Source organism: Kitasatospora sp. NPDC002227 (assembly GCF_040296285.1).
In the GTDB taxonomy this organism is placed as follows: domain Bacteria; phylum Actinomycetota; class Actinomycetes; order Streptomycetales; family Streptomycetaceae; genus Kitasatospora.
Map to the genome: position 1 here is coordinate 25377 of NZ_JBEOWY010000060.1, position 22504 is coordinate 47880.

A 22504-nucleotide genomic window follows, 5' to 3' on the forward strand; every position below is an offset into this window, starting at 1 on the left:
CATGGCCATGCCGCTGCGTCAGTCCCTTCGCGTCAGTTCCTACCTCATGCAGCAGAAGCTCAGGCGGCGGGAGAAGTTCCCGCTGATCGTGGAGCTCGAGCCGCTCTTCGCCTGCAACCTCGCCTGCGAGGGCTGCGGCAAGATCCAGCACCCGGCCGGGGTGCTCAAGCAGCGGATGCCGGTGGCCCAGGCCGTCGGCGCGGTGCTCGAGTGCGGCGCCCCGATGGTCTCCATCGCCGGCGGCGAGCCGCTGATGCACCCGCAGATCGACGAGATCGTCCGGCAGTTGGTGGCCCGGCGCAAGTACGTCTTCCTGTGCACCAACGCCCTGCTGCTGCGCAAGAAGCTCGACAAGTTCACCCCCTCGCCGTACCTGACCTTCACCGTGCACATCGACGGGCTGAAGGAGCGGCACGACGCCTCGGTGGCCAAGGAGGGCACCTTCGACGAGGCGGTGGCCGCGATCCGCGAGGCCAAGCGCCGGGGGTTCCGGGTCACCACCAACTCGACCTTCTTCAACACCGACACCCCGCAGACCGTCATCGAGGTGCTCGACTACCTCAACGACGAGCTCAAGGTCGACGAGATGATGATCTCCCCGGCCTACGCCTACGAGAAGGCCCCCGACCAGGAGCACTTCCTCGGCGTCGAGCAGACCAGGGAGCTGTTCCGGAAGGCCTTCGCGGGCGGCAACCGCCGCCGCTGGCGGCTCAACCACAGCCCGCTCTTCCTGGACTTCCTGGAGGGCCGGATCGACTTCGAGTGCACCGCCTGGGGCATCCCGAACTACTCGCTGTTCGGCTGGCAGCGGCCCTGCTACCTGATGTCCGACGGGTACGTGCCGACCTACCGCGAGCTGATCGAGGACACCGACTGGTCCAAGTACGGCCGCGGCAAGGACCCGCGCTGCGCCAACTGCATGGCCCACTGCGGCTACGAGCCCACGGCCGTGCTGGCCACCATGGGCTCGCTCAAGGAGTCCATCCGGGCGGCCCGGGAGACGCTGGGCGCATAGCTGCTCGAGTGGTGCAACCCGGCCGTCGGGCGGAAGGTGAAGCCATGTCACTGCTACCTGGTATCAAGGGGCCCGCCGAGCTGCGGGCGCTGGCCCCCGCCGAGTTGCCGCAGCTGGCCGAGGAGATCCGGGCTTTCCTGATCGACGCCGTCACCCGCACCGGCGGGCACCTCGGCCCGAACCTGGGCGTGGTCGAGCTGACCATCGCCCTGCACCGGGTGTTCGACTCGCCGCAGGACCGCATCCTGTGGGACACCGGACACCAGAGCTACGTGCACAAGCTGCTCACCGGCCGCCAGGACTTCTCCCGGCTGCGGGCCAAGGGCGGCCTCTCCGGCTACCCTGCCCGCGCCGAGTCCGAGCACGACCTGATCGAGAACTCGCACGCCTCCACGGCCCTCGGCTACGCCGACGGCCTGGCCAAGGCGCAGCAGCTGCTCGGCGGCCCGCCCCGGTGCACCGTCGCCGTGGTGGGCGACGGCGCGCTGACCGGCGGGCTGGCCTGGGAGGCGCTCAACAACATCGCCGAGGCCGACCGGCCACTGGTGATCGTGGTCAACGACAACGAGCGCTCCTACGCACGGACGGTCGGCGGCCTGGCCCACCACCTGTCGACCCTGCGCACCACCCAGGGGTACGAGCGCTTCCTGGCGCTCGGCAAGGGCGCGCTGCAGCGCACCCCGCTGGTCGGCCAGCCGATCTTCGACGCGCTGCACGGCGCCAAGAAGGGCTTCAAGGACGCCTTCGCCCCGCAGGGCCTGTTCGAGGACCTCGGCCTGAAGTACCTCGGCCCGATCGACGGCCACGACATCGGCGCCGTCGAGCAGGCGCTGCGCCAGGCCCGGAACTTCGGCGGCCCGGTCATCGTGCACTGCCTGACCGTCAAGGGGCGCGGCTACCGCCCCGCCGAGCTGGACGAGGCCGACCGGTTCCACGCCGTCAACGCGATGGACCCGTACACCTGCCTGCCCGTCAGCCCCTCCGCCGGGGTCTCCTGGACGTCGGTGTTCGGCTCCGAGCTGGTGGCGCTGGGCGCCGAGCGGCCGGACGTGGTGGCGATCACCGCCGCGATGCTCCAGCCGGTGGGACTGGCCCGCTTCGCCGAGGAGCACCCCGAGCGGACCTTCGACGTCGGCATCGCCGAGCAGCACGCCGTGGCCAGCGCGGCCGGGCTGGCCACCGGCGGGCTGCACCCGGTGGTCGCGGTGTACGCGACCTTCCTCAACCGGGCCTTCGACCAAGTCCTGATGGACGTCGCGCTGCACCGGCTCGGCGTCACCTTCGTGCTCGACCGGGCCGGGGTCACCGGCAACGACGGGGCCTCGCACAACGGAATGTGGGACATGTCCCTCCTGCAGGTCGTGCCGGGCCTCCGGCTGGCCGCCCCGCGCGACGCCGACCAGCTGCGCGAGCAGCTGCGGGAGGCCGTCGCGGTGGCCGACGCGCCGACGGTGCTGCGCTTCCCCAAGGGCGAGGCCGGCCCGGCGGTACCCGCGGTCGAGCGGATCGGCGGGGTCGACGTGCTGCAGCGCACCGGGCCTTCGCCCGACATCCTGCTGGTCGCCGTCGGCCCGCTGGCCGGGGCCTGCCTGGACGCCGCCGCGCTGCTGCTCGCCGAGGGCTTCACCTGCACCGTGGTGGACCCGCGCTGGGTCAAGCCGGTCGATCCGGTCCTGGTCGAGCTGGCCGCCGCCCACCGCCTGGTGGTCACCGTCGAGGACAACGGCCGCACCGGCGGGGTCGGCTCCGCCGTCGCCCAGGCCCTGCGGGACGCCGAGGTGGACGTACCGCTGCGGGACCTCGGCATCCCGCAGGAGTTCCTCGCGCACGCCTCACGCGGGGAGATCATGGAGGAGATCGGGCTCACCGGCACCGGTGTGGCCGCCCAGACCGCCGCCTTCGCCAAGCACCTGCTACCGATCCGAGGAGCGAACCCGCACCATGCCTGAGCCAGGTCTCGACCTCGCCGCCCTGCTCGCCGCCCGCGGCGGTGAGCGCTACGAACTGCACGCCAAGTACCTCAACCCGCAGCTGCCCCGGATGCTGCACACCATCGGCTTCGACAAGACGTACGAGCGCGCCGAGGGCCCGTACTTCTACGACGTCGAGGGCCAGGAGTACCTGGACATGCTGGCGGGGTTCGGGATCTTCGCGCTCGGGCGCCACCACCCCGTGGTGCGCTCGGCGGTGCAGCAGGTGATGGACCTGGACCTGCCGGACCTGACCCGCTTCGACTGCGCCCCGCTGCCCGGCCTGCTCGCGGAGGCGCTGCTCGCCGAGGCGCCCGGCCTCGACCGGGTGTTCTTCGGCAACAGCGGCACCGAGGCGGTCGAGACCGCCCTCAAATTCGCCCGGTACGCCACCGGCCGGCCCCGGGTGCTCTACTGCGACCACGCCTTCCACGGCCTGACCGCCGGCTCGCTCTCGGTCAACGGCGAGGGCGGCTTCCGCAAGGGCTTCGACCCGCTGCTGCCGGACACCGCGATCCCGCTCGGCGACCTCGGCGCGCTCGCCCGCGAGCTGCGCAAGGGCGACGTGGCCGCGCTGATCGTCGAACCTGTCCAGGGCAAGGGCGTGCACGCCCCGCCGGCCGGCTGGCTGCTCGCCGCCCAGCAGCTGCTGCACGAGCACAAGGCGCTGCTGATCTGCGACGAGGTGCAGACCGGCGTCGGCCGCACCGGCGACTTCTTCGCCTACCAGCACGAGGAGGGCGTGCTGCCCGACCTGGTCTGCGCCGCCAAGGCGCTCTCCGGCGGCTACGTGCCGATCGGGGCCACCCTCGGGAAGGGGTGGATCTTCGAGAAGGTGTACTCCTCGATGGACCGGGTGCTGGTCCACTCGGCGAGCTTCGGCTCCAACGCGCAGGCGATGGCGGCCGGGCTCGCCACGCTGCACGTGATGCGCGAGGAGAAGGTGGTCGAGAACGCCCGCCGGGTCGGCGACCTCCTCCGGGCGCGGCTGGCCGAGCTGGTCGACCGGTACGAGCTGCTCGCCGAGGTGCGCGGGCGCGGGCTGATGATCGGCATCGAGTTCGGCCGCCCCAAGTCGCTCAAGCTGCGCACCGGCTGGACGGCGCTGCAGGCCGCCCGGAAGGGGCTGTTCGCCCAGATGGTGGTGGTGCCGCTGCTCCAGCGCCACCGGATCCTGACCCAGGTCTCGGGCGACCATCTGGAGGTGATCAAGCTGATCCCGCCACTGATCATCACCGAACGCGAGGTGGACCGCTTCGTCGAGGCCTTCACCGAGGTGATGGACGACGCCCACCGGGGCAGCGGCCTGATGTGGGACTTCGGGCGGACCCTGGTCAAGCAGGCCGTCAGCAGTCGTTAGAGCTCCGTACGACGGCGGCGGACGACCACGTACAGGTCGGCCGCCGCCACCAGGGTGAGCACCCCGCAGGCGATCGCGAAGACGGTCAGCGTGCCGTCGGTGGGCACCGAACGCCCGTTGGAATGGGCGGCCCAGAGCGCGAAGCCGGTCGTGCAGAGCGCGAAGAACGGCGTGAAGACCACCGAGAGCAGGAAGCGCAGCTTGAGGTCACTGCGCGCGGTCACCGGCTCGGTACCGCTGCGCCAAGTCCGCGGAGTCTTCGCCTTCACCCCTCCAGCCTAGGCCGCTTGCGGGCGCCAGAGGGAGACGATCCGGCGGTCCAGGTCGGCGATCGTGGGCTCGACCAGGGGGAGGGCGAGGAGGACGAGCGCGCCCGCGGCCCAGCCGGCGAAGACGTCGGAGACCCAGTGGGTGCCGAGGTAGACCGTGGTGAGGCCGATCGAGACGGCGGTGAGGCCGGCCAGCACGGTGCCGGTGCGGCGCCAGCGGACGGCGAGGTAGGCGAGCACGCCCCAGGTGACCACGGCGTTGGCGGTGTGGCCGGAGGGGAAGATGGTGCCGCCGGAGAACAGCTCCGGGGAGCCGATGTAGTGGGCGTAGTGCGGCCCGAGCCGCCCGGTGACGATCTTGACGGCGCCCACTGTGATGTTGAGCAGCAGCAGCGCGGCCCCCATCACGAGCAGCGGCCGCACCGTCCGGGCCCGCCAGCAGCGCCAGCCCAGCCAGACGGAGGCGACGATCGCCGAGGGCCCGCGCTGCCCGGCCACGATCCAGACGTTCAGGAAGGGCTGGATCTCGGGCCAGCGCTTGTAGGGGCGCAGTTGCTTGAGCGCCCAGTCGAGGTCGACCAGCTTGGTGTCGCAGAGCACCGCGACCACCACCAGCAGGTAGAGCAACCCCGTCAGCCCGAACAGGAGCGCGTGCCGCCTGCTCATCGGCGGCCAGTCGCCGGCGCCGTCCGCCAGCGGATTCGGGCTGTCGGTGGAAGGGGTCTGAACTCGCACGGAGCCGACACTACCGGGTGAACCCACAGTTAACGGTCACCCCGAGGAGTGATCACGAACTGGCGCGCAGAGGGGCGTGCGGCAGTTGCCACACGCCCCCGGAAGGTCCGCGCCACCCGGTGCGGGGTCAGGGCAGGTAACGCTCCAGCGCGGCGGCGCCGCGCTCCTCGATCGCCCGCCGGGCCCACTCGACGCGCTCCGGCGTCACGGTGCGCCCGGAGGCCATCACCAGGTCCTCGGGATCGAACGGCCGCTCGGCGCCCGTGTGCAGCAGGGCGTCCGGCGTGGGCATGGAATCGACGTCAGTGGGCTCGCTCATCAGTGCCTCCCGGGGATCGGACGCCGCCCGGGCCCACCCGGGCGGTCGCCGCGTCTGCCGTGCGGCAGACCTCCGCATCCCGAGTCTCCACCCGCGCCGCCCCGGACGCACGGCGAGCCCGGCCGCGTTCGCCGTCCCCTATATATAGGAGCGGTAAAAAGAAGCCGGGCGTCCGGTTTTTCCCGCGGGTGGACGTGCACCGACTAGTCGAGCGGCCCCCCCGCCACGTAGATCACCTGGCCGGAGACGAATCCGGCGGCCTCGGCGGCGAGGAAGGAAATCGTGTTGGCGATGTCCTCGGGCAGCCCCACCCGGTTCACCGGGATCTGCGAGGCGGCCGCCTGCATGAAGGCGTCGAACTCCATGCCGACCCGCGCGGCGGTGGCGGCCGTCATGTCGGTGGCGATGAAACCGGGGGCGACGGCGTTGGAGGTGATGCCGAACTTGCCGAGCTCGATCGCCATGGTCTTGGTGAAGCCCTGCAGACCGGCCTTGGCCGCGGAGTAGTTGGCCTGGCCGCGGTTGCCCTGCGCCGAGGAGGAGGAGAGGTTGACGATCCGGCCGAACCTGGCGTCCACCATGTACTTCTGGACGGCGCGGGTCATCAGGAAGGCGCCGCGCAGGTGCACGTTCATGACCGTGTCCCAGTCGGACTCGGACATCTTGAAGATCAGGTTGTCCCGGAGCACCCCGGCGTTGTTCACCAGGACCACCGGGGCGCCCAGCTCGGCGGCGATCCTCTCGACCGCCGCGGCCACCTGCTCGGCGTCCGAGACGTCCGCGCCGACGGCGAGCGCGCGCCCGCCCGCCGCCTCGATCCGCTCGGCGGTGGCCTTGGCCGACTCCTCGGTGAGGTCGAGGACGGCGACGGCGTACCCGTCGGCGGCCAGGCGCTCGGCGGTCGCGGCACCGATCCCGCGCGCGGCGCCGGTGACCACGGCGACCCGGGGGCCGGCGTTCGGGGAGGTGGCGGTCTGCTCGCTCATGCTCGTACTCGTCTCTCTCGGTCGGGTGACGGTCGAAGGCCGCCCCGGAAGGCGGCCTGACCCGGAAGGGTGGTGGTGAGAGCGCTGCGGCGGCAACCCTACCGGCGGGTAAGGTTCCGGGCCAGAGGGCAGAGTCGCAGGTGACAGAGGGTGAGGGCGGCTTGCCGGGGTCGGTCGGGCGGAGCACTCGTCGTGATCGCGACAGGTTGTGGAAATATGCCAACTTCAACGAACAGGCGTCTACTCTTGGCCCCCGCCTGCCAGTACGGGCCGACCGTTTGTATAGTGTGCGCCAGCAGCCACCGGCTGCACGGCTGGCGCGCTTACCTTCACAGCAGGACGCTCACTCGCCGTTACTGCCCCGCCCGGGTGTCCCACACACACCGGGTGTGACATCGGGACGGATTTCATGGTGCTGGGGGAGATCCCGACGACCCGTGTGCCCGGTCGACTGCAGCAGTCGCCCGGCCACCTCATCCGCGTGGCCCAGCAGGTACACACCCGCTTGTGGTCCGAACACGTCGGTACCGAACTGACGGCTCCGCAGTTCGCCGTGCTCCTGGTGCTCGCCCTCGAACCTGGCGCTGACCAGCGCACGGTGGGCGAGCGCGCCTCTCTGGACAAGGCGACGATGGCGGAGATGGTCGCCCGGCTCGTCCGGCGCGGTCTGGTGCTCCGGCGCCGAGACCCCGCCGACGGTCGGCGCAAACTGCTGGCCCTCTCGCAGAACGGCGCTCAGGCCGTCCGCGAGGCGACCGGCGGAGTGGTCCGCGTCCAGCGGACACTCTTCGAGAACCTGACTCCGGACGAGCAGACGGAAATCGTCCGGGTGATGGCGAAAATAGCCAGGCTGGAGCCCGGGGCGGTCGCCATGGTGACCGACTCCCGTCCGGTGCTCGACGCCCAGCGGGCGATCGGGTACCTGATCCGGGTGGCCCAGCAGGTCCACACCAAGCTGTGGTCCGAGAAGGTCGGCTGCGACCTGACGGCGCCGCAGTACGCGGTGCTGGACGCGCTGGAGACCGAGCCGGGCGCCGACCAGCGCACGGTCGGTGAGCTGGCCTCGCTCGACAAGGCGACGATGGCGGAGATGGTCAGCCGCCTGGTCCGGCGCGGTCTGGTGCTCCGGCGCCGCGACCCATCGGACGGCCGCCGCAACCTGCTCTCGCTCTCCCCGGCCGGCCAGGAGCTGCTCCACCGCTCCACCGCCGGAGTGCGTGAGGTGCAGGAACTGCTGCTCGCTCCGCTGGAGCCGCACGAGCACGAGGCCGCGCTCGCGCTGCTGGCCAAGGCCGCGCGACTGTAGTCGGCGCTCCGATCACAGCAGGAACGATTTACCGGACGGGCGTATGGTCCGGAGATTCCTCCCCCGGGAGGACGTGAGGGGCTGCCCCACCCGCTCGGCACCGCTGTGCCGTCGGGTGGGGCAGCCCCTCACGCGTGCCCGGTCAGTTCCAGTCGAAGCCCTGCGGGTCCGGCCCCAGGCGCTCGCCGGTGGCGGTGGCGGCGACGGCCGCCATGTCCGCCTCGTCCAGCTCGAAGCCGGCGACGTCCAGGTTCTCCCGGATGCGGGAGGGGGTCACCGACTTCGGGATGGCGATGACGCCGCTCTGCAGGTGCCAGCGGAGCACCACCTGGGCGACGGTGCGCCCGTGCTTCTCGGCGATCTGCACCAGGGCGGGCTCGGTGAGCAGGGCCTTGCCCTGGCCGAGCGGGCTCCAGGCCTCCGTCGCGATGCCGTGCTCCGCGTGGTAGGCGCGCAGCTCGTGCTGCGGGAAGTGCGGGTGCAGCTCGATCTGGTTGAGCACCGGCACCACGCCGGAGCGCTCGGCGAGCGCGTCCAGCTGGGCGGGGCCGAAGTTGGAGACGCCGACCGAGCGGGCCCGGCCGTCGGCCGCGAGCTTCTCGAAGGCCTGCCAGATGTTCTCGAAGCTGCCGTGCATCGGGCGCGGCCAGTGGATCAGGTAGAGGTCGACGTACTCCAGGCCCAGCTTGGCCAGGGAGGAGTCGAACTCGCGGAGCACCGCGTCCTGGCCCTGGGCGCCGGACCAGTCGCGCTTGCCCGAGTTCCACAGCTTGGTGGTGATGTACAGCTCCTCGCGGGGCACGCCCGCGCCGGCGATGCCCCGGCCGGTGCCGGCCTCGTTCTCGTAGATCGCCGCGGTGTCGATGCTGCGGTAGCCCGCCTCGATCGCGGTGCGGACGGCGGCCTCGGCCGCGTCGTCCTCGACCTGCCAGACGCCGAACCCGAGCTGCGGAATCCGGGCGCCGTTGTTCAGGGTGATGCTGGGAATGGTGGTCACTAGAAGGGGAACCTTCCGGATTGTCCAATTGGTACCGCCGGGGAGTAACCGGGGGCGGTCAGAAAATGTTCCCACCTCGCGGAAATTCACCGGAATTGATGAAAGTACGGACGGCCCCGAGGCCCCCGTCCAGCGCCGGTACCCGGGCGCCGTGGAGGCCAACGAACGGCATTCCCCGGGTGCGCCCGGAAAACCTGTTGCGTGCGTCACGTGCCGCCGGGCAGGCTCGGACTCCCAGTAATCGGCACACCGTGATCCCCCGGGCCCGCCGGTCCGTCGCAAAGCCGAATCGGCACCGCGAGAAGCCCTCTCAGGTACGAGGGCAGAGCCGTTTCGAGTTCCCCTGCACCCTCCTGCCCCCGTGACGGAGCGTCATGCCGCTCGTAGACCTACCCATGCCCGATCCCGGCCGCCCCGATCTGCGGGGGCCGCTGCCCTTCCTGCGCTGGCTCGGCCGCAGCCAGCGGCGCGGGCAGCTGCTCGCCACCCTGTGGGCCGTGCTCGAGACGGGCTGCCAGGCGGCCCTGCCCGCCGCGCTCGGCCTCGGCATCCAGTCCGCGGTCGACCACTGGGCCGCCGGCGTCTGGCGGGCCGCCGCGCTCGCGCTCGGCCTGGCCGTGCTGCAGTCCGTCGGCGGAGTCAACTGCCACCGCCAGGCGGTGTGGAACTGGATCACCGCCGCCGCGCAGACCAGGCAGCTGGTCGCCCGGCAGGCCTCCCGGCTCGGCGCCGGGCTGTCCCGCCGGATCGCCACCGGCGAGCTGGTCGCGGTCAGCAGCGGGGACGTGGAGAAGATCGGCTGGTACGTCGAGCTGATGGCCCGGGTCCGGGCCGCGGTGCTGGTCTGGCTGGGCGTCAGCGTGGTGGTGCTGGTCCGGCAGCCGCTGCTCGGTCTGGTGGTGCTGCTCGGGGTGCCGGTGCTCGCGGTGTCCGTCTGGCCGCTGCTCGGCCCCTTCGAGCGGCGCTACGACGAGCAGCGGGCTCTCGGCGGCAAGGCCGGCGAGCTGGCGGCCGACACCGTCGCGGGCCTGCGGGTGCTGCGCGGCATCGGCGGCGAGGAGCTGTTCCTCGCGCGGTACCGGGAGGCCTCCCAGCAGGTGCGCGGCGCCGCCGTGCGCAGCGCCAGGATCTGGTCGCTGATGCAGGCCCAGCAGGTGCTGCTGCCCGGCCTGTTCGTCATCGGGGTCACCTGGTACGGCGCCGAGCTCGCGCTGAGCGGCCGGATCGGCGTCGGCGAGCTGGTCGCCGTCTACGGGGCCACCGCCTTCCTGGCGGCGCCGCTGCGGGTGCTCGGCGAGGCGGCGCACGCCTGGAGCGTGGCCCGGGTCTCGGCCGGGCGGGCCGTCCGGGTGCTGGCGCTGAGCCGCCTCGAGGAGCCGGCGGGCCCGGCCGGTGACCAGGGGCGGCTGCCCGGGGCAGGCGTTCCGGAGACCGGGCCGGCCGCGGCCGACGGAGCGGAGCTGCCCGAGGCCGATTCGGCCGACCTGTACGACCCGGTCACCGGGCTGACGGTGCGGGCCGGGCGGCTCACCGCCGTGGTCTGCGGCGATCCCGACGTGGCGGGCGCGCTGGCGGCCCGGCTCGGCGGGCACGTGCCGCTGGCGGAGGGCGAGCAGCCCGAGCCGGCCGCCCGGCTGGGCGGCGTGCCGCTGGACACCGCGCCGCTGGCCGCGGCCCGGGCCGCCGTGCTGGTCCACGACAAGGAGCCCGCGCTGCTCTCCGGCACGCTGGCCGCGCTGCTCGACGTCCCGGCCTCCGGCCGGGTGGCCGTCCCCGAGGCGATGGCCGCCGCCCAGGCGGAGGACGTGCTCGAGGCCCTGGTAGAGGGCTCGCCCGAGTGCGGGGGCGACGCGCTGCTCGCCACCGTCACCGAGCGCGGGCGCTCGCTCTCCGGCGGCCAGCGCCAGCGGCTCGCGCTGGCCCGCTCGCTGTTCGCCGACCCGCCGGTCCTGGTGCTCGACGAGCCGACCAGCGCGGTCGACGCCCACACCGAGGCCCGGGTCGCGGCCGGCCTGCGCGGCCTGCGGGCGGGCCGCACCACGGTGGTGCTGGCCACCAGCCCGCTGCTGCTCGACCAGGCCGACGTGGTGGCCCTGGTCCAGGAGGGCCGGGTGGCCGCCACCGGCACCCACTGCGAGCTGCTGCACACCCACCCCCACTACCGGGCCGTGGTCACCCGCGAGGACGACCACCCGAGCCTCCAGGAGGCGTCATGAAGCCCCCGGCCCAGCAGGAGCGCGGGCCCGCCACCATGCTGCCGGTCGGCTCGCCGGCCGCCGTGCGGCGGTACGTCCGGCTGCTCGCCCGGCGCCACCGGCGGGGCTTCGGCGCCGTCGTGGTGCTGCACAGCGTCTCCACCCTCGCCGGGCTGGTCGGGCCGTGGCTGCTCGGCGGCCTGGTCGAGCGGATCGGCGCCGGCGGCCCGGTGCGGCTGCTCCCGGCGGTGGGGTGGTACGCGGCGGCGCTGGCCGTCCAGTCCGCCTTCATGGGCTGGTCGCGGCTGCGCGGCTCGATCCTCGGCGAGGAGGTGCTGGCCGACCTCCGGGAGGACTTCCTGGTCCGCTCGGTGGCGCTGCCGCCCGGCGTCCTCGAGCGCGCCGGCACGGGCGATCTGGTCTCCCGCGGCACCACCGACATCGACCGGCTGGCCAAGTCCGTCCGGGAGGCCGTGCCCGAGCTGGCCGTCGCGCTGGTCTCGGTGGTGCTGGTGCTCGGCGCCCTGCTGGTCACCAGCCCGCTGCTCGCGCTGACTTCGGTGCTCGGGGTGCCGCTGCTCCTGGTCACCTCCCGGTGGTACTTCCGCCGCGCTCCGCAGTCCTACCGGGCCGAGGGCGCGGGGTACGCGGCGGTCAACACCGTGCTGGCCGAGACGGTGGACGCCGGCCGCACCGTCGAGGCGCTGCGCCTGGGCGGGCAGCGGGTCCGCCTGACGGACCGCAAGATCGCCGAGTGGGTCGCCTGGGAGCGGTACACCATGTGGCTGCGCACCGTCTGGTTCCCCAGCGTGGACGCCACCTACGCGATCGCCGTGCTGGCCACCCTGACGGTGGGCGGTCTCGCCGCCGTGCACGGCCGGCTGAGCATCGGGCAGCTGACCGCCGGGGTGCTGTACGCCCAGGCCCTGGTGCACCCGGTGGACCTGATCCTGCGCTGGTACGACGAACTGCAGATCGGCCAGGCCTCGCTGGCCCGGCTGGTGGGCGTGCAGGAGGTGACGGCGCCGGAGACCGACGAGCGGGCCCGGCCGCAGGGCCGCGAGGTGACGGCCGAGGAGGTGAGCTTCGGCTACCGCGAGGGGGCGGACGTGCTGCACGCGATCAGCCTCGCGGTGGCCCCCGGCAGCCGGGTGGCGCTGGTGGGCCCCTCGGGCGCGGGCAAGTCCACCCTGGGCCGGCTGCTCGCGGGGATCTACGCCCCGCGCAAGGGCAGCGTCACCCTGGGCGGCGCCGCGCTCTCCCGGATGCCCGCCGAGCGGGTGCGCGCCGAGGTCGCCCTGGTCAACCAGGAGCACCACGTCTTCGTCGGCACCCTGCGGGACAACCTGCGGCTGGCCCGGGCCACGGCGGGCGACACCGAGCTGCACGACGCCCTGGCCGCGGTGGACGCCACCGCCTGGGTGGCCGCCCTCCCGGCCGGCCTCGACACCGAGGTGGGCTCCGGCGGCACGGCCCTGACGCCCCCGCAGGCCCAGCAGCTCGCCCTGGCCCGCCTGGTCCTGGCCGATCCGCACACCCTGGTGCTCGACGAGGCGACGTCCCTGCTCGACCCGCGCGCGGCCCGGCAGCTGGAGCGCTCGCTGGCCCGGGTGCTGGCCGGCCGCACGGTGATCGCCATCGCCCACCGCCTGCACACCGCGCACGACGCCGACGTCATCGCGGTGGTCGAGCGCGGCCGGATCAGCGAGTACGGCAGCCACCCCGAGCTGGTCGCGGCGGCCGGCCCGTACGCGGCACTCTGGCGCTCCTGGCGCGACGAGTAGGCCCTCACCCGTCAGGGCGTACGGACTGGGCCGATCGGAGGACGCGGAGGTGGCGAGGGGCGGTGCGGGCGGAGGGGCGGCGCAGACTGCGGAGGTGACCAAGACTTCAGACGGCTCGTCATCCACCGGATCGCGCGGGGGCGGCCAGATCGCGGGCATCCCCAACCGGGTGATCGCGATCGGCGTCATCGTCATCCTGGCGATCTGGTTCCTCTTCGCGAACCTGGACAAGGTGAAAATCCAGTTCTGGGTGTTCACCGTCTCCTCACCGCTCTGGATCGCGCTGCTCGCCACCCTGCTGGCCGGGTTCGCGCTCGGCTGGCTGGTCAAGGGGCGCCGGGGTTGAGCAGTACGGCGGGCAGCACGCCAGGATTCACCCCGCTGATCGAGCTCCGCGGGGTGAACAAGCACTTCGGCAGCCTGCACGTGCTCCAGGACGTGGACCTCACCGTCGGCCGGGGCGAGGTGGTCGTGGTGATCGGCCCCTCCGGCTCCGGCAAGTCCACCCTCTGCCGGGCGATCAACCGGCTGGAGCAGATCGAGAGCGGCACCATCACCATCGACGGCGTGCCGTTGCCCGAGGAGGGCAAGGGCCTGGCCCGGCTGCGGGCCGAGGTGGGGATGGTCTTCCAGTCCTTCAACCTGTTCGCGCACAAGACGGTGCTGCAGAACGTCGCGCTGGCCCAGGTGAAGGTCCGCAAGCGGTCCAGGCCCGAGGCCGAGCGGACCGCCCGGGAGCTGCTCGAGCGGGTGGGCCTGGCCGCGCACGCCGACAAGTACCCGGCGCAGCTCTCCGGGGGCCAGCAGCAGCGGGTGGCGATCGCCCGCGCGCTGGCGATGAGCCCCAAGGCGCTGCTCTTCGACGAGCCGACCTCCGCGCTCGACCCGGAGATGATCAACGAGGTGCTCGACGTGATGCGCTCACTGGCCGCCGAGGGCATGACGATGGTCGTGGTCACCCACGAGATGGGCTTCGCCCGCTCGGCCGCGAACCGGGTGGTCTTCATGGCGGACGGCCGGATCCTGGAGGACCGCGCCCCGGAGGCCTTCTTCAGCGCCCCCGAGACCGAGCGGGCCCGGGACTTCCTCTCCAAGATCCTCAAGCACTGAGAGGCCGCCCGGTGACACGGAAGCTGCTCGGCCCCGCCCTGCTCGCGCTGGCCCTGCTGGCCGGCTGCGGCAAGCCCGGTACCCCGCCGCCCAAGGGCCCGCAGCCCAGCGCCCTGCCCAGCTACCAGGTGCGCAGCACCGACGCCGTGCAGGGCTCGCCGACCCTGGACTCGGCGCGCAGCCGGGGCCACCTGGTGGTCGGGGCCAAGGAGGACCAGCCCTACCTGGGCCAGAAGAACCCGGCGACCGGCGTGTACTCCGGCTTCGACATCGAGATCGCCAAGATGGTCGCCGCCGACCTGGGCTTCGCCCCCGGCCAGGTGCAGTTCCGCACGATCGCCTCCGCCAACCGCGAGACGGCCCTGCAGAACGGCCAGGTGGACTACTACGTGGGCACGTACACCATCAACGCCAACCGGAAGAAGCTGGTCGGCTTCGCCGGGCCGTACTTCGTCGCCGGGCAGAGCCTGCTGGTGCGCAAGCTCGACGACTCGATTCACGGGCCGAAGGACCTGGCGGGCAAGAAGGTGTGCTCGGCGGCCGGTTCGACCCCGTACCAGCGGATCAAGGACCAGTACCCCAAGGCGCAGCTGGTGGGCTACGACACCTACTCGGCCTGCGTGGACAACCTGATCACCGGTCAGGTGGACGCCGTGACCACGGACAACGCCATCCTGCAGGGCTACGCCGCCAAGGTGCCGGACGAACTGAAGATCGCCGGCCAGCCGTTCTCCACCGAGCCGTACGGCATCGGCACCCCGAAGTCGGACACCGTGCTGCGCCTGGCGCTGGACGACGCGCTGGCCCGGCACGAGAAGAACGGCGACTGGAAGGCCGCCTACGACGCGACGCTCGGGCTCTCCGGGGTGCCCGCTCCGACGCCGCCGCCGATCGACCGGTACTGAGGGGGCACCCGCGTGAAAGTCCTGACCGCCAACTTCTCGACCTACTGGCACGGCTTCCTCGGCACCCTGGAGCTGACCGGGGTGAGCGCGCTGCTCGCGCTGGTGCTCGGGGTGCTGATGGCCGCCTGCCGGGTCTCGCCCGTGGGGCCGCTGCGCACGCTGGGCGCGGCCTGGGTGACGGTGCTGCGCAACACGCCGCTGACGCTGCTGTTCTTCATCGTGGTGCTCGGCCTGCCGAGGTTCGGCGTCTCGCTGCCGTTCTTCACCTTCGCGGTGCTGGCGCTCGGCTGCTACACCTCGGCCTTCGTCTGCGAGGCGCTGCGCTCGGGCATCAACACGGTGCCCACCGGGCAGGGCGAGGCGGCGCGCAGCCTCGGGATGACCTTCGGGCAGACGCTGGGCCTGGTGGTGCTGCCGCAGGCCTTCCGGTCGGTGATCGCGCCGGTGGGCAGTGTGATGATCGCGCTGGCGAAGAACACGGCGATCGCCGGCTCGTTCAGCGTGGTCGAGCTGCTCGGCACCTACCGGACCCTCAACGAGCTGGGCTACAGCATCATCTGGACCTTCGTCTGGATCGCCGTCGGCTACCTGGTCATCACGCTGGCGATCAGCGCCGTCTTCAACCTGATGGAGCGCAAGTGGGCGGTGGCGCGATGAGCTCCTCGGCGAGTGCGCTGTACGACGTCCCCGGCCCGAAGGCCGCGGCCCGGCACCGGCTGTACGGCGGGCTGGCCCTGCTCGGGCTGCTCGCGCTGCTCGGCTGGGTGGTGTGGGAGCTGTTCGACACCCACCAGTTCACCTACCAGAAGTGGATGCCCTTCGAGTACCAGGGCATCCAGCGTCTGCTGCTGCACGGCCTCGGCAACACGCTCAAGGCCTTCGCGTTCACGGCGCTGTTCGCGCTCCCGTTCGGCGCGTTCTTCGCCGCGGGGCGGCTCTCGGACCACCGGGTGGTGCGGTGGGCGGCCACGCTGGTGGTGGAGTTCTTCCGGGCCATGCCGCTGCTGGTGATGATCTTCTTCATCTTCGTCGCGATGAAGGTCCAGCCGCTCTGGGCCCTGGTGGCCGGGCTGACCCTCTACAACGGCTCGGTGCTGGCCGAGGTCTTCCGGGCCGGGGTGCTCGCCGTGCCCAAGGGCCAGCGCGAGGCGGCCTTCGCGCTCGGGCTGCGCAAGACCCAGGTGATGGCGTACGTGCTGGTGCCGCAGGCGAACCGGGCGATGCTGCCCAGCATCATCAGCCAGCTGGTGGTGGCGCTCAAGGACACCTCGCTGGGCTTCCTGATCACCTACGAGGAGTTCCTGCACGCGGGCAAGCTGATCGCCACCAACCTGGACTACGACCTGCCGTTCATCCCGGTGGTGCTGGTGATCGCACCGATCTACATCGGCATGTGCCTGCTGCTCTCCTGGCTGGCCCGCTGGGTCGAGCGGCGCGGGCGGCGCAGCCCCCGGGTCAAGGGCGGGGCGCCGATGGCCAAGGCGGGGGTGGCGCTGGGGCTGCCGCCGGAGGCGCAGCAGTAGGCATCGTCCGGAAGTGGAGCACCGGTACCAAAGGGGTGGTTGAGGAGATGGTTCGACACTCCAAATTCTGCTTATGATTCGACGGTGTTCGACTCACGCCACATCAAGACGTTCCACGAGGTGGTCAGCGCCGGCTCGTACTCGGCGGCCGCCCGGGCACTGGGCTACACCCAGCCGGCGGTCACCCAGCAGATGAAGGCGCTGGAGCGTTCGGCCGGTGTCCCGCTGTTCACCCGGGCCGGGCGGGGGCTGCGGCTGACCGAGGCCGGCGAGGCGCTGGCCCGGCATGCCGAGGTGATCCTCGGCAGCCTCTCCGCCGCCCAGCAGCAGCTCGGCGCGCTGGCCCGGCTGCGGGCCGGGCGGGTGCGGATCTGCGCCTTCCCCAGCGCCAACGCCACGCTCATCCCCGAGGCCACCGCCCGGCTGCTCGCCGACCACCCCGGGGTGCGGGTCGAGCTGATGGAGGCCGAGCCGCCCGAGTCGGTGCACCGGCTGCTGCGCGGGGAGTGCGACATCGCGCTGGCCTTCACCTACCCCGGCTCGCCCGGCGCCGCCGTGTCCGGGGCCGAGAACGGGCCCGAGGAGCTGGTGGAGATCCCGCTCCTGGAGGACCAGCTCACCGTGCTGCTCCCGGTCGGCCACCCCTACGCCCGGCGGCACGCCGTACGGCTCTCCGACCTCACCGAGGAGCGCTGGATCGCCGGCTGCCCGCGCTGCCGGGCCAATCTGCTGCAGGTCTGCGCCGAGGAGGGCTTCGCCCCCGACGTGGTCTTCACCACCGACGACAACCTGGCCGTGCAGTCCCTGGTCGCGGCCGGGGTGGGCGTGGCGCTGATGCCCGCGCTGGTGCTCTCCTTCCTGAGCCACCGCAAGGTGACGGGCCGCCTGGTCGAGCCGCACCTGCGCCGCCGGGTCTGCGCGTACGTGCTGCGCGAGCACCTGCGGGTGCCCGCCACTGCGCTGGTGCTCGACGAGCTGCGGGCGGTGGCGGCCGCACGGCAGGGGTGCTGACCGGCCATCGAAAACACTCATCCCATAAGCTGTGGTTTGAAAGTGGCGAAAGAACTGCTGTTGGACGTGATGGGTGGCCAGCCCCGACGCTGACCACATGACAGAATCCGCCACCATCGCAGTCAGCGCCCACACGGACCGCATGCACAGCCTGGTCGAGGACCTGCGCGCCGTCGTCGGCCGCGGCCTCGCGCCCGAGCTGACGGCGTACCTGGCGGCGGAGACACTCAGGCCGCACCTGGGTGCCGCCGACCTGCTCACCCCCGAGCAGTGCGAGGGCCACCAGGACCGCTACCGCCAGCACCTGGTGCACGCCGAGGCCGACGGCAGCTTCTCGCTGGTCGCCCTGGTCTGGATGCCCGGCCAGGGCACCTCCATCCACGACCACCTCGCCTGGTGCACCACCGGCGTCCACCTGGGCGAGGAGAGCGAGCAGCGCTACCGCCTGGTCGCCGACGGAGCCGCCGCCCGGCTGGTCGCCAGCGAGTACGTCGTCAGCGGCCAGGGGGACGTGGCCTCCTTCGCCCCGCCCGGGGACATCCACCGGGTCACCAACTCCGGCACCACCAAGGCCATCTCGCTGCACGCCTACGGCGCCGACATCTCCCGCCTGGGCAGCAGCGTCCGCCGGGTCTACCGGCTGCCCGCCGAGGAGTGCTGAACCCGCGATGGCCCTGACCCTGCGCACCGCCGCCCGCCCGGCGGCCACCACCAGCGCGCCCTCGGGCATGCGCCGCGACGCCCCCGGCCTGCTGCTCGCCGCCTGCGGCGTCGCCACCGCCTGGGCCGTGCACGCCGCCTTCCCCGTGGTGCCCCGGCTCACCGCCGCCGTGCTGCTCGGCGTGGCCGCCGCCCACCTGCCGGTGCTGCGCCCGGTGGTCAAGGGCATCGCCCGCCCCGGGCTCTCGCTCGCGGGCAAGCGGCTGATGCGGGCCGGCGTGGTGCTGCTCGGCCTCAAGCTCAGCCTGCACGACGTGGCCGGGCTCGGCTGGGCCACCGTGGCCATGGTGCTCGCCGTGGTCACCGCCACCTTCTTCGGCACCGTCTGGCTCGGCCGCAAGCTCGGCCTGCCGGGCGACCAGCCGCTGCTGATCGCCACCGGCTACTCGATCTGCGGTGCCTCCGCGATCGGCGCCGTCAGCCAGGCCGCCGGCAGCGAGGAGGAGGACATCGCCTCCTCCGTCGCCCTGGTCACCCTCTGCGGCACCCTCGCCATCGCCGTCCTGCCGATGCTCCAGCACCCGCTGGGCCTGGACGCGGACGCCTTCGGCCGCTGGGTCGGCGCCAGCGTGCACGACGTCGGCCAGGTGGTCGCCACCGGCCAGACCGGCGGACCGGTCGCGCTGCGCGAGGCCGTGCTGGTCAAGCTGATGCGCGTCACCCTCCTCGCCCCGCTCACCGCCGGGGTCGGGCTCGCGCTGGCCCGCCGCCGCAAGGGGCAGCCCGCCACCGGCACCCGCCCGCCGCTGCTGCCGCTCTTCGTGGCCGGCTTCCTGGCCATGATCGTGCTGCGCACCTTCGTCACCCTGCCCGCCGGCGTGCTCGACGCCGCGCAGAGCGCCCAGGAACTGCTGCTCGCCGCCGCCCTGTTCGGCCTCGGCAGTGCCATCCACCTGCCCACCATGGCCAAGACCGGCGGCCGGATCGCGCTGCTCGGCCTCGCCTCCTGGGTGGTGGTCGCCGGGGTGAGCTACGGCGGGGTGCTGCTCACCACCTGAGACCCCGCCAACTGTCGGTCTAAGCTGGTGCGGTTACGACCCTCTTCGGAAGGACCGCGATGACCGACCCGTTCTCCGACCTCACCGCGGTGGCTGACCGGGACGTGCTGGGCGCTCCCGTGACGGTGGACCGGCGGGAGGGGCCGTACGGGGAGGTGGTGCTGCGCGAGCGCGGCGGCCACTACGAGATCATCGCCAACGGCTGCTTCCTGATGGACACCGCCGACGGCCGCTCGGAGCGGCTGCTGATCCAGGCGGCCCTCGACGCGCTGACGGCCGAGCGGCCGTCGGTGCTGATCGGCGGCCTCGGCGTGGGCTTCTCGCTCGCCTACGCCGCCGCCGAGCCGCGCTGGGCCGAGATCGCGGTGGCCGAGCGGGAGGGCGCCATCATCGACTGGCACCGCACCGGCCCGCTCGCCGCCTTCTCCGCGTACGCGCTGGACGATCAGCGGGTGCGCGTCCTGCACGGCGACCTGGTGGCGTACCTGGCCTCCGGCGCGGACCGGTACGACGCGCTCTGCCTCGACATCGACAACGGCCCGGACTGGACGGTCACCGACTCCAACGCCGGGCTCTACGGCCCCGAGGGCCTGGCCGCCGCGCAGCGCTGCCTCAACCCCGGCGGGGTGCTCGCGGTGTGGAGCGCGCAGCCCTCCCCGGCCTTCGAGGAGGCGCTGCGCGCCGCTGGTTTCGCCGATGTGCACACCGTGGAGATCCCGGTGCCGCGCGGCGTGCCCGATGTGGTGCACCTGGGCCGCCGCGCTGCGTAGTTACTTGAGCCCGTTGTCGACGGCCGCCATCAGCTCACCGTTGGCGGTGTCCCCGTCGAAGGACCAGATCATCGCGCCCGCCAGGCCCTGCTGCTTGATCCAGGCGGTCTTGCGGGCCATCTCGGTCGGGTCGTCGTAGGTGTAGAAGACGGACCCGTTGTAGATGTACGCGTACCCGGCCACCGGGTCGCGGTAGATGGTGTAACCACCGCTCGTGGCCATGTCCTTGAGCTTGTGGTAGTCCTCGTACCCGTTCTCGTAGGTGCCCGGGGCCGGCCCGGTCGAGGTCTGGAACAGGCCGTGCGTGGAGCCCGCCGGGACGCCGGTCCAGCCGCGGCCGTAGAACGGGATGCCCAGGGTCAGCTTGCTCTTCGGGGCGCCGCCGTTCACGTACGCGTTGACGGCGATCTCGGAGCTGAACTGGAACGGGCCCGGGTCACCGGCGGCCAGGTGCAGGGCGGACTGCTGGTTGGTGGTGGTCTCCCAGGCGCCGTGGTAGTCGTAGCCCTGGATCGTGGCGAAGTCGAACTGGCCGAACAGGCCGGGGATGTCGATGCCCGCCGAGATCTTCGCCGGGTCGGCCGGGAGGAAGGCGCTCAGGGTGTAGTGCTTGCCGTTGGCGCTGCCCAGCGCGTCCAGCTGGCGGCGGAACTCCTGGGCCAGCAGCACGTAGTTGGCCTTGTCGGCCGGGTTGTAGATGTTGCCCAGGTGCCCGGCGGAGTTCGGCCACTCCCAGTCGAGGTCGATCCCGTCGAAGATCCCGGCCGCCGTGCCCGGGCCGCCCCGGCCGTCCATCGCGGGCAGGTTGCCCTTGAGGTAGAGGTCGATGCAGGAGCTGACCATGGCCTTGCGGGAGGCGTCGGTGGCCGCCGCGTCCGAGAACCACTTGCTGTAGGACCAGCCGCCGATCGAGATCTGGATCCTGAGGTTCGGGTACTTGGCCTTGAGCTCCTTGAGCTGGTTGAAGTTGCCCGCCAGCGGCTGGTCCCAGGTGTCGGTGGTGCCGTTGACCGAGGCGCCGCCGTCCCAGCCCTTCTCGAAGTCCGCCCAGGCGTCGCCCGCGCCGTCACCCGCGTTCGGGTCGGAGTCGTTGCCGGCCGCGTGGTTGGTGATGAAGCACTTCTTGCTGGTCGGGTCGATGTTGGCGAAGGCGTAGTTGAGCGTGCTGAGCCGCGCGGCGCTGCCGGAGGTGTCCAGCTGCTTCACGCTGTAGCCGCGGGCGTAGATGCTCCACTGGGTGAAGTACCCGATCTTCATCGCCCCGCCCGGGTTGGTGCCCCCGGCCTGGGTGCGGGCCGTCACGGCGCCGGAGGCGGGCGAGACGTTGCCCGCCGCGTCGCGGGCCTTCACGGTGAAGGTGTACGGGGTGTCGGCGGCCAGACCGTTGACGGTGGCGCCGGTGCTCGTGACCGTGGCGGCGAGGGCGGTGCCGTTGTAGACGTCGTAGGCCGCGACGCCCACGTTGTCGGTGCTCGCCGCCCAGCTCAGCGAGACGCTGCTGGAGCTGGTGCCGGTCACCGTCGGGGTGCCGGGGGCGGTGGGCGGCTGGGTGTCCGGCGGCGGGGGCTGCACCGTCACCGAGACCGGCCCGGCCGCCGCCGACCGGTTGCCCGCCGCGTCGAAGGCGACCACGGTGAAGCCGTACGTGCCTGCCGCCAGGCCGGTGACGGTCGCGCTGGTGCCGGTCACGGTGGCCGCCTTGGCCGAGCCGTTGAACACGTCGTAGCCCGCGACGCCGACGTTGTCGGTGCTGGCCGTCCAGCTGAGGGCGGCCGAGCCGTTGCCGGCCGTGCCCTGCAGGTTGCCCGGGGTGGTCGGGGCCTGGGTGTCGCCGCCGGAGCCGTCGCACGGCTTGCCGTTCAACTTGCAGTTGAGCAGCGGGGCGTAGGCACCGGAGTAGGCGATGTTGAAGCCGAAGTTGTACGTGGCGCCGGGAGCGATGGTGGTCTGCCAGCTCGGCGGCTTGACCGTCACGTGCGAGGCGGCGGCGGTGTACGTCGCGTTCCAGAGCGAGGCGACGGAGTTGCCCGTCGGGAGGTCGAACTCGAGGGTCCAGCCGTTCATCGTGCTGGTGGTGGCGTTGTTGATGGTGTAGCTGCCGCCGTAACCGGTGCCCCAGTCCTGGTCCTTGGCGAAGGAGGCGGTGGCCGAGGCGGCATGGGCGGCGCCCGGCAGGGCGACCGCGAGGAAGGGGGCGAGCAGTGCTCCTGCGGCGAGCAGGGGCAGGCGGAACCGACGTCTGCGCATGGGTGGGGGCTCCTCTACCTGTGGGGAGGTGGGTCTGCCTGGGTTGGGCAGGGCGGAGCGGACCTCGGGCCGTCGGGGTGCCGCGGAGGTCTGTTGTTTGGAGGGTAGGGATGTGACGGAGCCCTGGCAATAGGTCTGGACCACCTGTGATCTGACGGTCCGTCGGATGCGGAAGGCCCCGTACCGGGTGGGCGGTTTCTAGGGGTCGTTGCAACACGTGGTCGGTTGTCTAGGCCGCGAGGAGTTTAGCCAGACGCTCGGCTGGGGTTTCCCAGCCGAGCGTT

The 22504-nt window shown here is 72.4% G+C and carries 21 protein-coding genes; 15 read left to right on the forward strand and 6 right to left on the reverse strand.

Annotated features, from left to right (window positions below; translation table 11 throughout):
* Window position 1 precedes the first annotated feature (1 nt).
* Genes hpnH through ABT095_RS33980 form a run of 3 tightly spaced genes read left to right on the forward strand, consistent with a single transcriptional unit; the run spans window position 2 to window position 4345 of the window.
* Complete coding sequence (hpnH, locus tag ABT095_RS33970) at window positions 2–1015, forward strand: adenosyl-hopene transferase HpnH (RefSeq protein WP_350533417.1); 1014 nt, start codon at window positions 2–4, stop codon at window positions 1013–1015.
* A 44-nt stretch (window positions 1016–1059) separates the two neighbouring features.
* Complete coding sequence (gene dxs, locus ABT095_RS33975) at window positions 1060–2964, forward strand: 1-deoxy-D-xylulose-5-phosphate synthase (RefSeq protein WP_350533418.1); 1905 nt, start codon at window positions 1060–1062, stop codon at window positions 2962–2964.
* Entirely contained in the window at window positions 2957–4345 is a 1389-nt protein-coding gene (locus tag ABT095_RS33980) for an aspartate aminotransferase family protein (RefSeq protein WP_350533419.1), read from the forward strand. The genes dxs and ABT095_RS33980 overlap by 8 nt, the downstream gene beginning before the upstream one ends.
* Here the strand turns inward: ABT095_RS33980 and ABT095_RS33985 are convergent.
* The 4 genes from ABT095_RS33985 to fabG form a co-directional block, all read right to left on the reverse strand.
* Complete coding sequence (locus ABT095_RS33985) at window positions 4342–4614, reverse strand: DUF6343 family protein (protein ID WP_350533420.1); 273 nt, start codon at window positions 4612–4614, stop codon at window positions 4342–4344. The two genes, ABT095_RS33980 and ABT095_RS33985, sit on opposite strands and share 4 nt — an antisense overlap.
* A 9-nt stretch (window positions 4615–4623) precedes the next feature.
* Window positions 4624–5349 carry a phosphatase PAP2 family protein gene (locus ABT095_RS33990; RefSeq protein ID WP_350533421.1) on the reverse strand — a complete coding sequence of 242 codons (726 nt, stop codon included), beginning with the start codon at window positions 5347–5349 and terminating at the stop codon, window positions 4624–4626.
* A 127-nt stretch (window positions 5350–5476) separates the two neighbouring features.
* Complete coding sequence (locus ABT095_RS33995) at window positions 5477–5668, reverse strand: hypothetical protein (protein WP_350533422.1); 192 nt, start codon at window positions 5666–5668, stop codon at window positions 5477–5479.
* A 203-nt stretch (window positions 5669–5871) separates the two neighbouring features.
* Window positions 5872–6654, reverse strand: coding sequence for a 3-oxoacyl-ACP reductase FabG (gene fabG, locus ABT095_RS34000; protein ID WP_350533423.1), 783 nt, complete (start codon window positions 6652–6654; stop codon window positions 5872–5874).
* Between the two features lie 481 nt (window positions 6655–7135).
* Between fabG and ABT095_RS34005 the strand changes: the two genes are divergently transcribed.
* Window positions 7136–7960, forward strand: a complete 825-nt coding sequence (locus ABT095_RS34005; RefSeq protein WP_350533424.1) for a MarR family winged helix-turn-helix transcriptional regulator — start codon at window positions 7136–7138, stop codon at window positions 7958–7960.
* A 142-nt stretch (window positions 7961–8102) separates the two neighbouring features.
* Here the strand turns inward: ABT095_RS34005 and ABT095_RS34010 are convergent, their stop codons facing one another.
* The gene (locus ABT095_RS34010; RefSeq protein WP_350533425.1) at window positions 8103–8957 is read right to left on the reverse strand and encodes an aldo/keto reductase; all 855 of its coding nucleotides are present in this window, start codon (window positions 8955–8957) and stop codon (window positions 8103–8105) included.
* A 374-nt stretch (window positions 8958–9331) separates the two neighbouring features.
* Here ABT095_RS34010 and ABT095_RS34015 point away from each other — a divergent pair, with 374 nt between their 5' ends.
* The 11 genes from ABT095_RS34015 (at window position 9332) to ABT095_RS34065 (ending at window position 19973) form a co-directional block, all read left to right on the forward strand.
* Window positions 9332–11173, forward strand: a complete 1842-nt coding sequence (locus ABT095_RS34015) for an ABC transporter transmembrane domain-containing protein (protein WP_350533426.1) — start codon at window positions 9332–9334, stop codon at window positions 11171–11173.
* Complete coding sequence (locus tag ABT095_RS34020; protein WP_350533427.1) at window positions 11170–12936, forward strand: ABC transporter ATP-binding protein; 1767 nt, start codon at window positions 11170–11172, stop codon at window positions 12934–12936. The genes ABT095_RS34015 and ABT095_RS34020 overlap by 4 nt, the downstream gene beginning before the upstream one ends.
* A 94-nt stretch (window positions 12937–13030) precedes the next feature.
* Window positions 13031–13282 (forward strand): LapA family protein, encoded by a 252-nt coding sequence (locus ABT095_RS34025; protein WP_350533428.1) that lies wholly within the window; start codon window positions 13031–13033, stop codon window positions 13280–13282.
* A 35-nt stretch (window positions 13283–13317) separates the two neighbouring features.
* Window positions 13318–14046 carry an amino acid ABC transporter ATP-binding protein gene (locus tag ABT095_RS34030; RefSeq protein ID WP_350533442.1) on the forward strand — a complete coding sequence of 243 codons (729 nt, stop codon included), beginning with the start codon at window positions 13318–13320 and terminating at the stop codon, window positions 14044–14046.
* An 11-nt stretch (window positions 14047–14057) separates the two neighbouring features.
* Entirely contained in the window at window positions 14058–14951 is an 894-nt protein-coding gene (locus tag ABT095_RS34035; protein ID WP_350533429.1) for a glutamate ABC transporter substrate-binding protein, read from the forward strand.
* Between the two features lie 12 nt (window positions 14952–14963).
* Window positions 14964–15608 carry an amino acid ABC transporter permease gene (locus ABT095_RS34040; protein WP_350533430.1) on the forward strand — a complete coding sequence of 215 codons (645 nt, stop codon included), beginning with the start codon at window positions 14964–14966 and terminating at the stop codon, window positions 15606–15608.
* On the forward strand, window positions 15605–16474 hold the full coding sequence (locus ABT095_RS34045) for an amino acid ABC transporter permease (protein ID WP_350533431.1): 870 nt from the start codon (window positions 15605–15607) through the stop codon (window positions 16472–16474). Before ABT095_RS34040 ends, ABT095_RS34045 begins: the two co-directional genes overlap by 4 nt.
* An 84-nt stretch (window positions 16475–16558) precedes the next feature.
* Window positions 16559–17485, forward strand: a complete 927-nt coding sequence (locus ABT095_RS34050) for a LysR family transcriptional regulator (RefSeq protein ID WP_350533432.1) — start codon at window positions 16559–16561, stop codon at window positions 17483–17485.
* 97 nt (window positions 17486–17582) lie between these two features.
* On the forward strand, window positions 17583–18146 hold the full coding sequence (locus tag ABT095_RS34055) for a cysteine dioxygenase family protein (protein ID WP_350533433.1): 564 nt from the start codon (window positions 17583–17585) through the stop codon (window positions 18144–18146).
* A 7-nt stretch (window positions 18147–18153) separates the two neighbouring features.
* Entirely contained in the window at window positions 18154–19203 is a 1050-nt protein-coding gene (locus ABT095_RS34060; RefSeq protein WP_502885115.1) for a YeiH family protein, read from the forward strand.
* 59 nt (window positions 19204–19262) lie between these two features.
* Entirely contained in the window at window positions 19263–19973 is a 711-nt protein-coding gene (locus ABT095_RS34065; RefSeq protein ID WP_350533434.1) for a spermidine synthase family protein, read from the forward strand.
* Here the strand turns inward: ABT095_RS34065 and ABT095_RS34070 are convergent, their stop codons facing one another.
* Window positions 19974–22220: a glycosyl hydrolase family 18 protein gene (locus ABT095_RS34070; protein WP_350533435.1), complete on the reverse strand. Its 2247-nt coding sequence runs from the start codon at window positions 22218–22220 to the stop codon at window positions 19974–19976. It lies immediately after the preceding gene.
* Window positions 22221–22504 lie beyond the last annotated feature (284 nt).

Excerpts from the sequence above, each read along its gene's own strand:
- hpnH (WP_350533417.1), top strand. The coding sequence starts at position 2 with ATGGCCATGCCGCTGCGTCAGTCCCTTCGCGTCAGTTCCTACCTCATG.
- dxs (WP_350533418.1), top strand. The coding sequence starts at position 1,060 with ATGTCACTGCTACCTGGTATCAAGGGGCCCGCCGAGCTGCGGGCGCTG.
- ABT095_RS33980 (WP_350533419.1), top strand. The coding sequence starts at position 2,957 with ATGCCTGAGCCAGGTCTCGACCTCGCCGCCCTGCTCGCCGCCCGCGGC.
- ABT095_RS33995 (WP_350533422.1), bottom strand. The coding sequence starts at position 5,668 with ATGAGCGAGCCCACTGACGTCGATTCCATGCCCACGCCGGACGCCCTG.
- fabG (WP_350533423.1), bottom strand. The coding sequence starts at position 6,654 with ATGAGCGAGCAGACCGCCACCTCCCCGAACGCCGGCCCCCGGGTCGCC.
- ABT095_RS34015 (WP_350533426.1), top strand. The coding sequence starts at position 9,332 with ATGCCGCTCGTAGACCTACCCATGCCCGATCCCGGCCGCCCCGATCTG.
- ABT095_RS34020 (WP_350533427.1), top strand. The coding sequence starts at position 11,170 with ATGAAGCCCCCGGCCCAGCAGGAGCGCGGGCCCGCCACCATGCTGCCG.
- ABT095_RS34045 (WP_350533431.1), top strand. The coding sequence starts at position 15,605 with ATGAGCTCCTCGGCGAGTGCGCTGTACGACGTCCCCGGCCCGAAGGCC.
- ABT095_RS34055 (WP_350533433.1), top strand. The coding sequence starts at position 17,583 with ATGACAGAATCCGCCACCATCGCAGTCAGCGCCCACACGGACCGCATG.
- ABT095_RS34060 (WP_502885115.1), top strand. The coding sequence starts at position 18,154 with ATGGCCCTGACCCTGCGCACCGCCGCCCGCCCGGCGGCCACCACCAGC.
- ABT095_RS34065 (WP_350533434.1), top strand. The coding sequence starts at position 19,263 with ATGACCGACCCGTTCTCCGACCTCACCGCGGTGGCTGACCGGGACGTG.
- ABT095_RS34070 (WP_350533435.1), bottom strand. The coding sequence starts at position 22,220 with ATGCGCAGACGTCGGTTCCGCCTGCCCCTGCTCGCCGCAGGAGCACTG.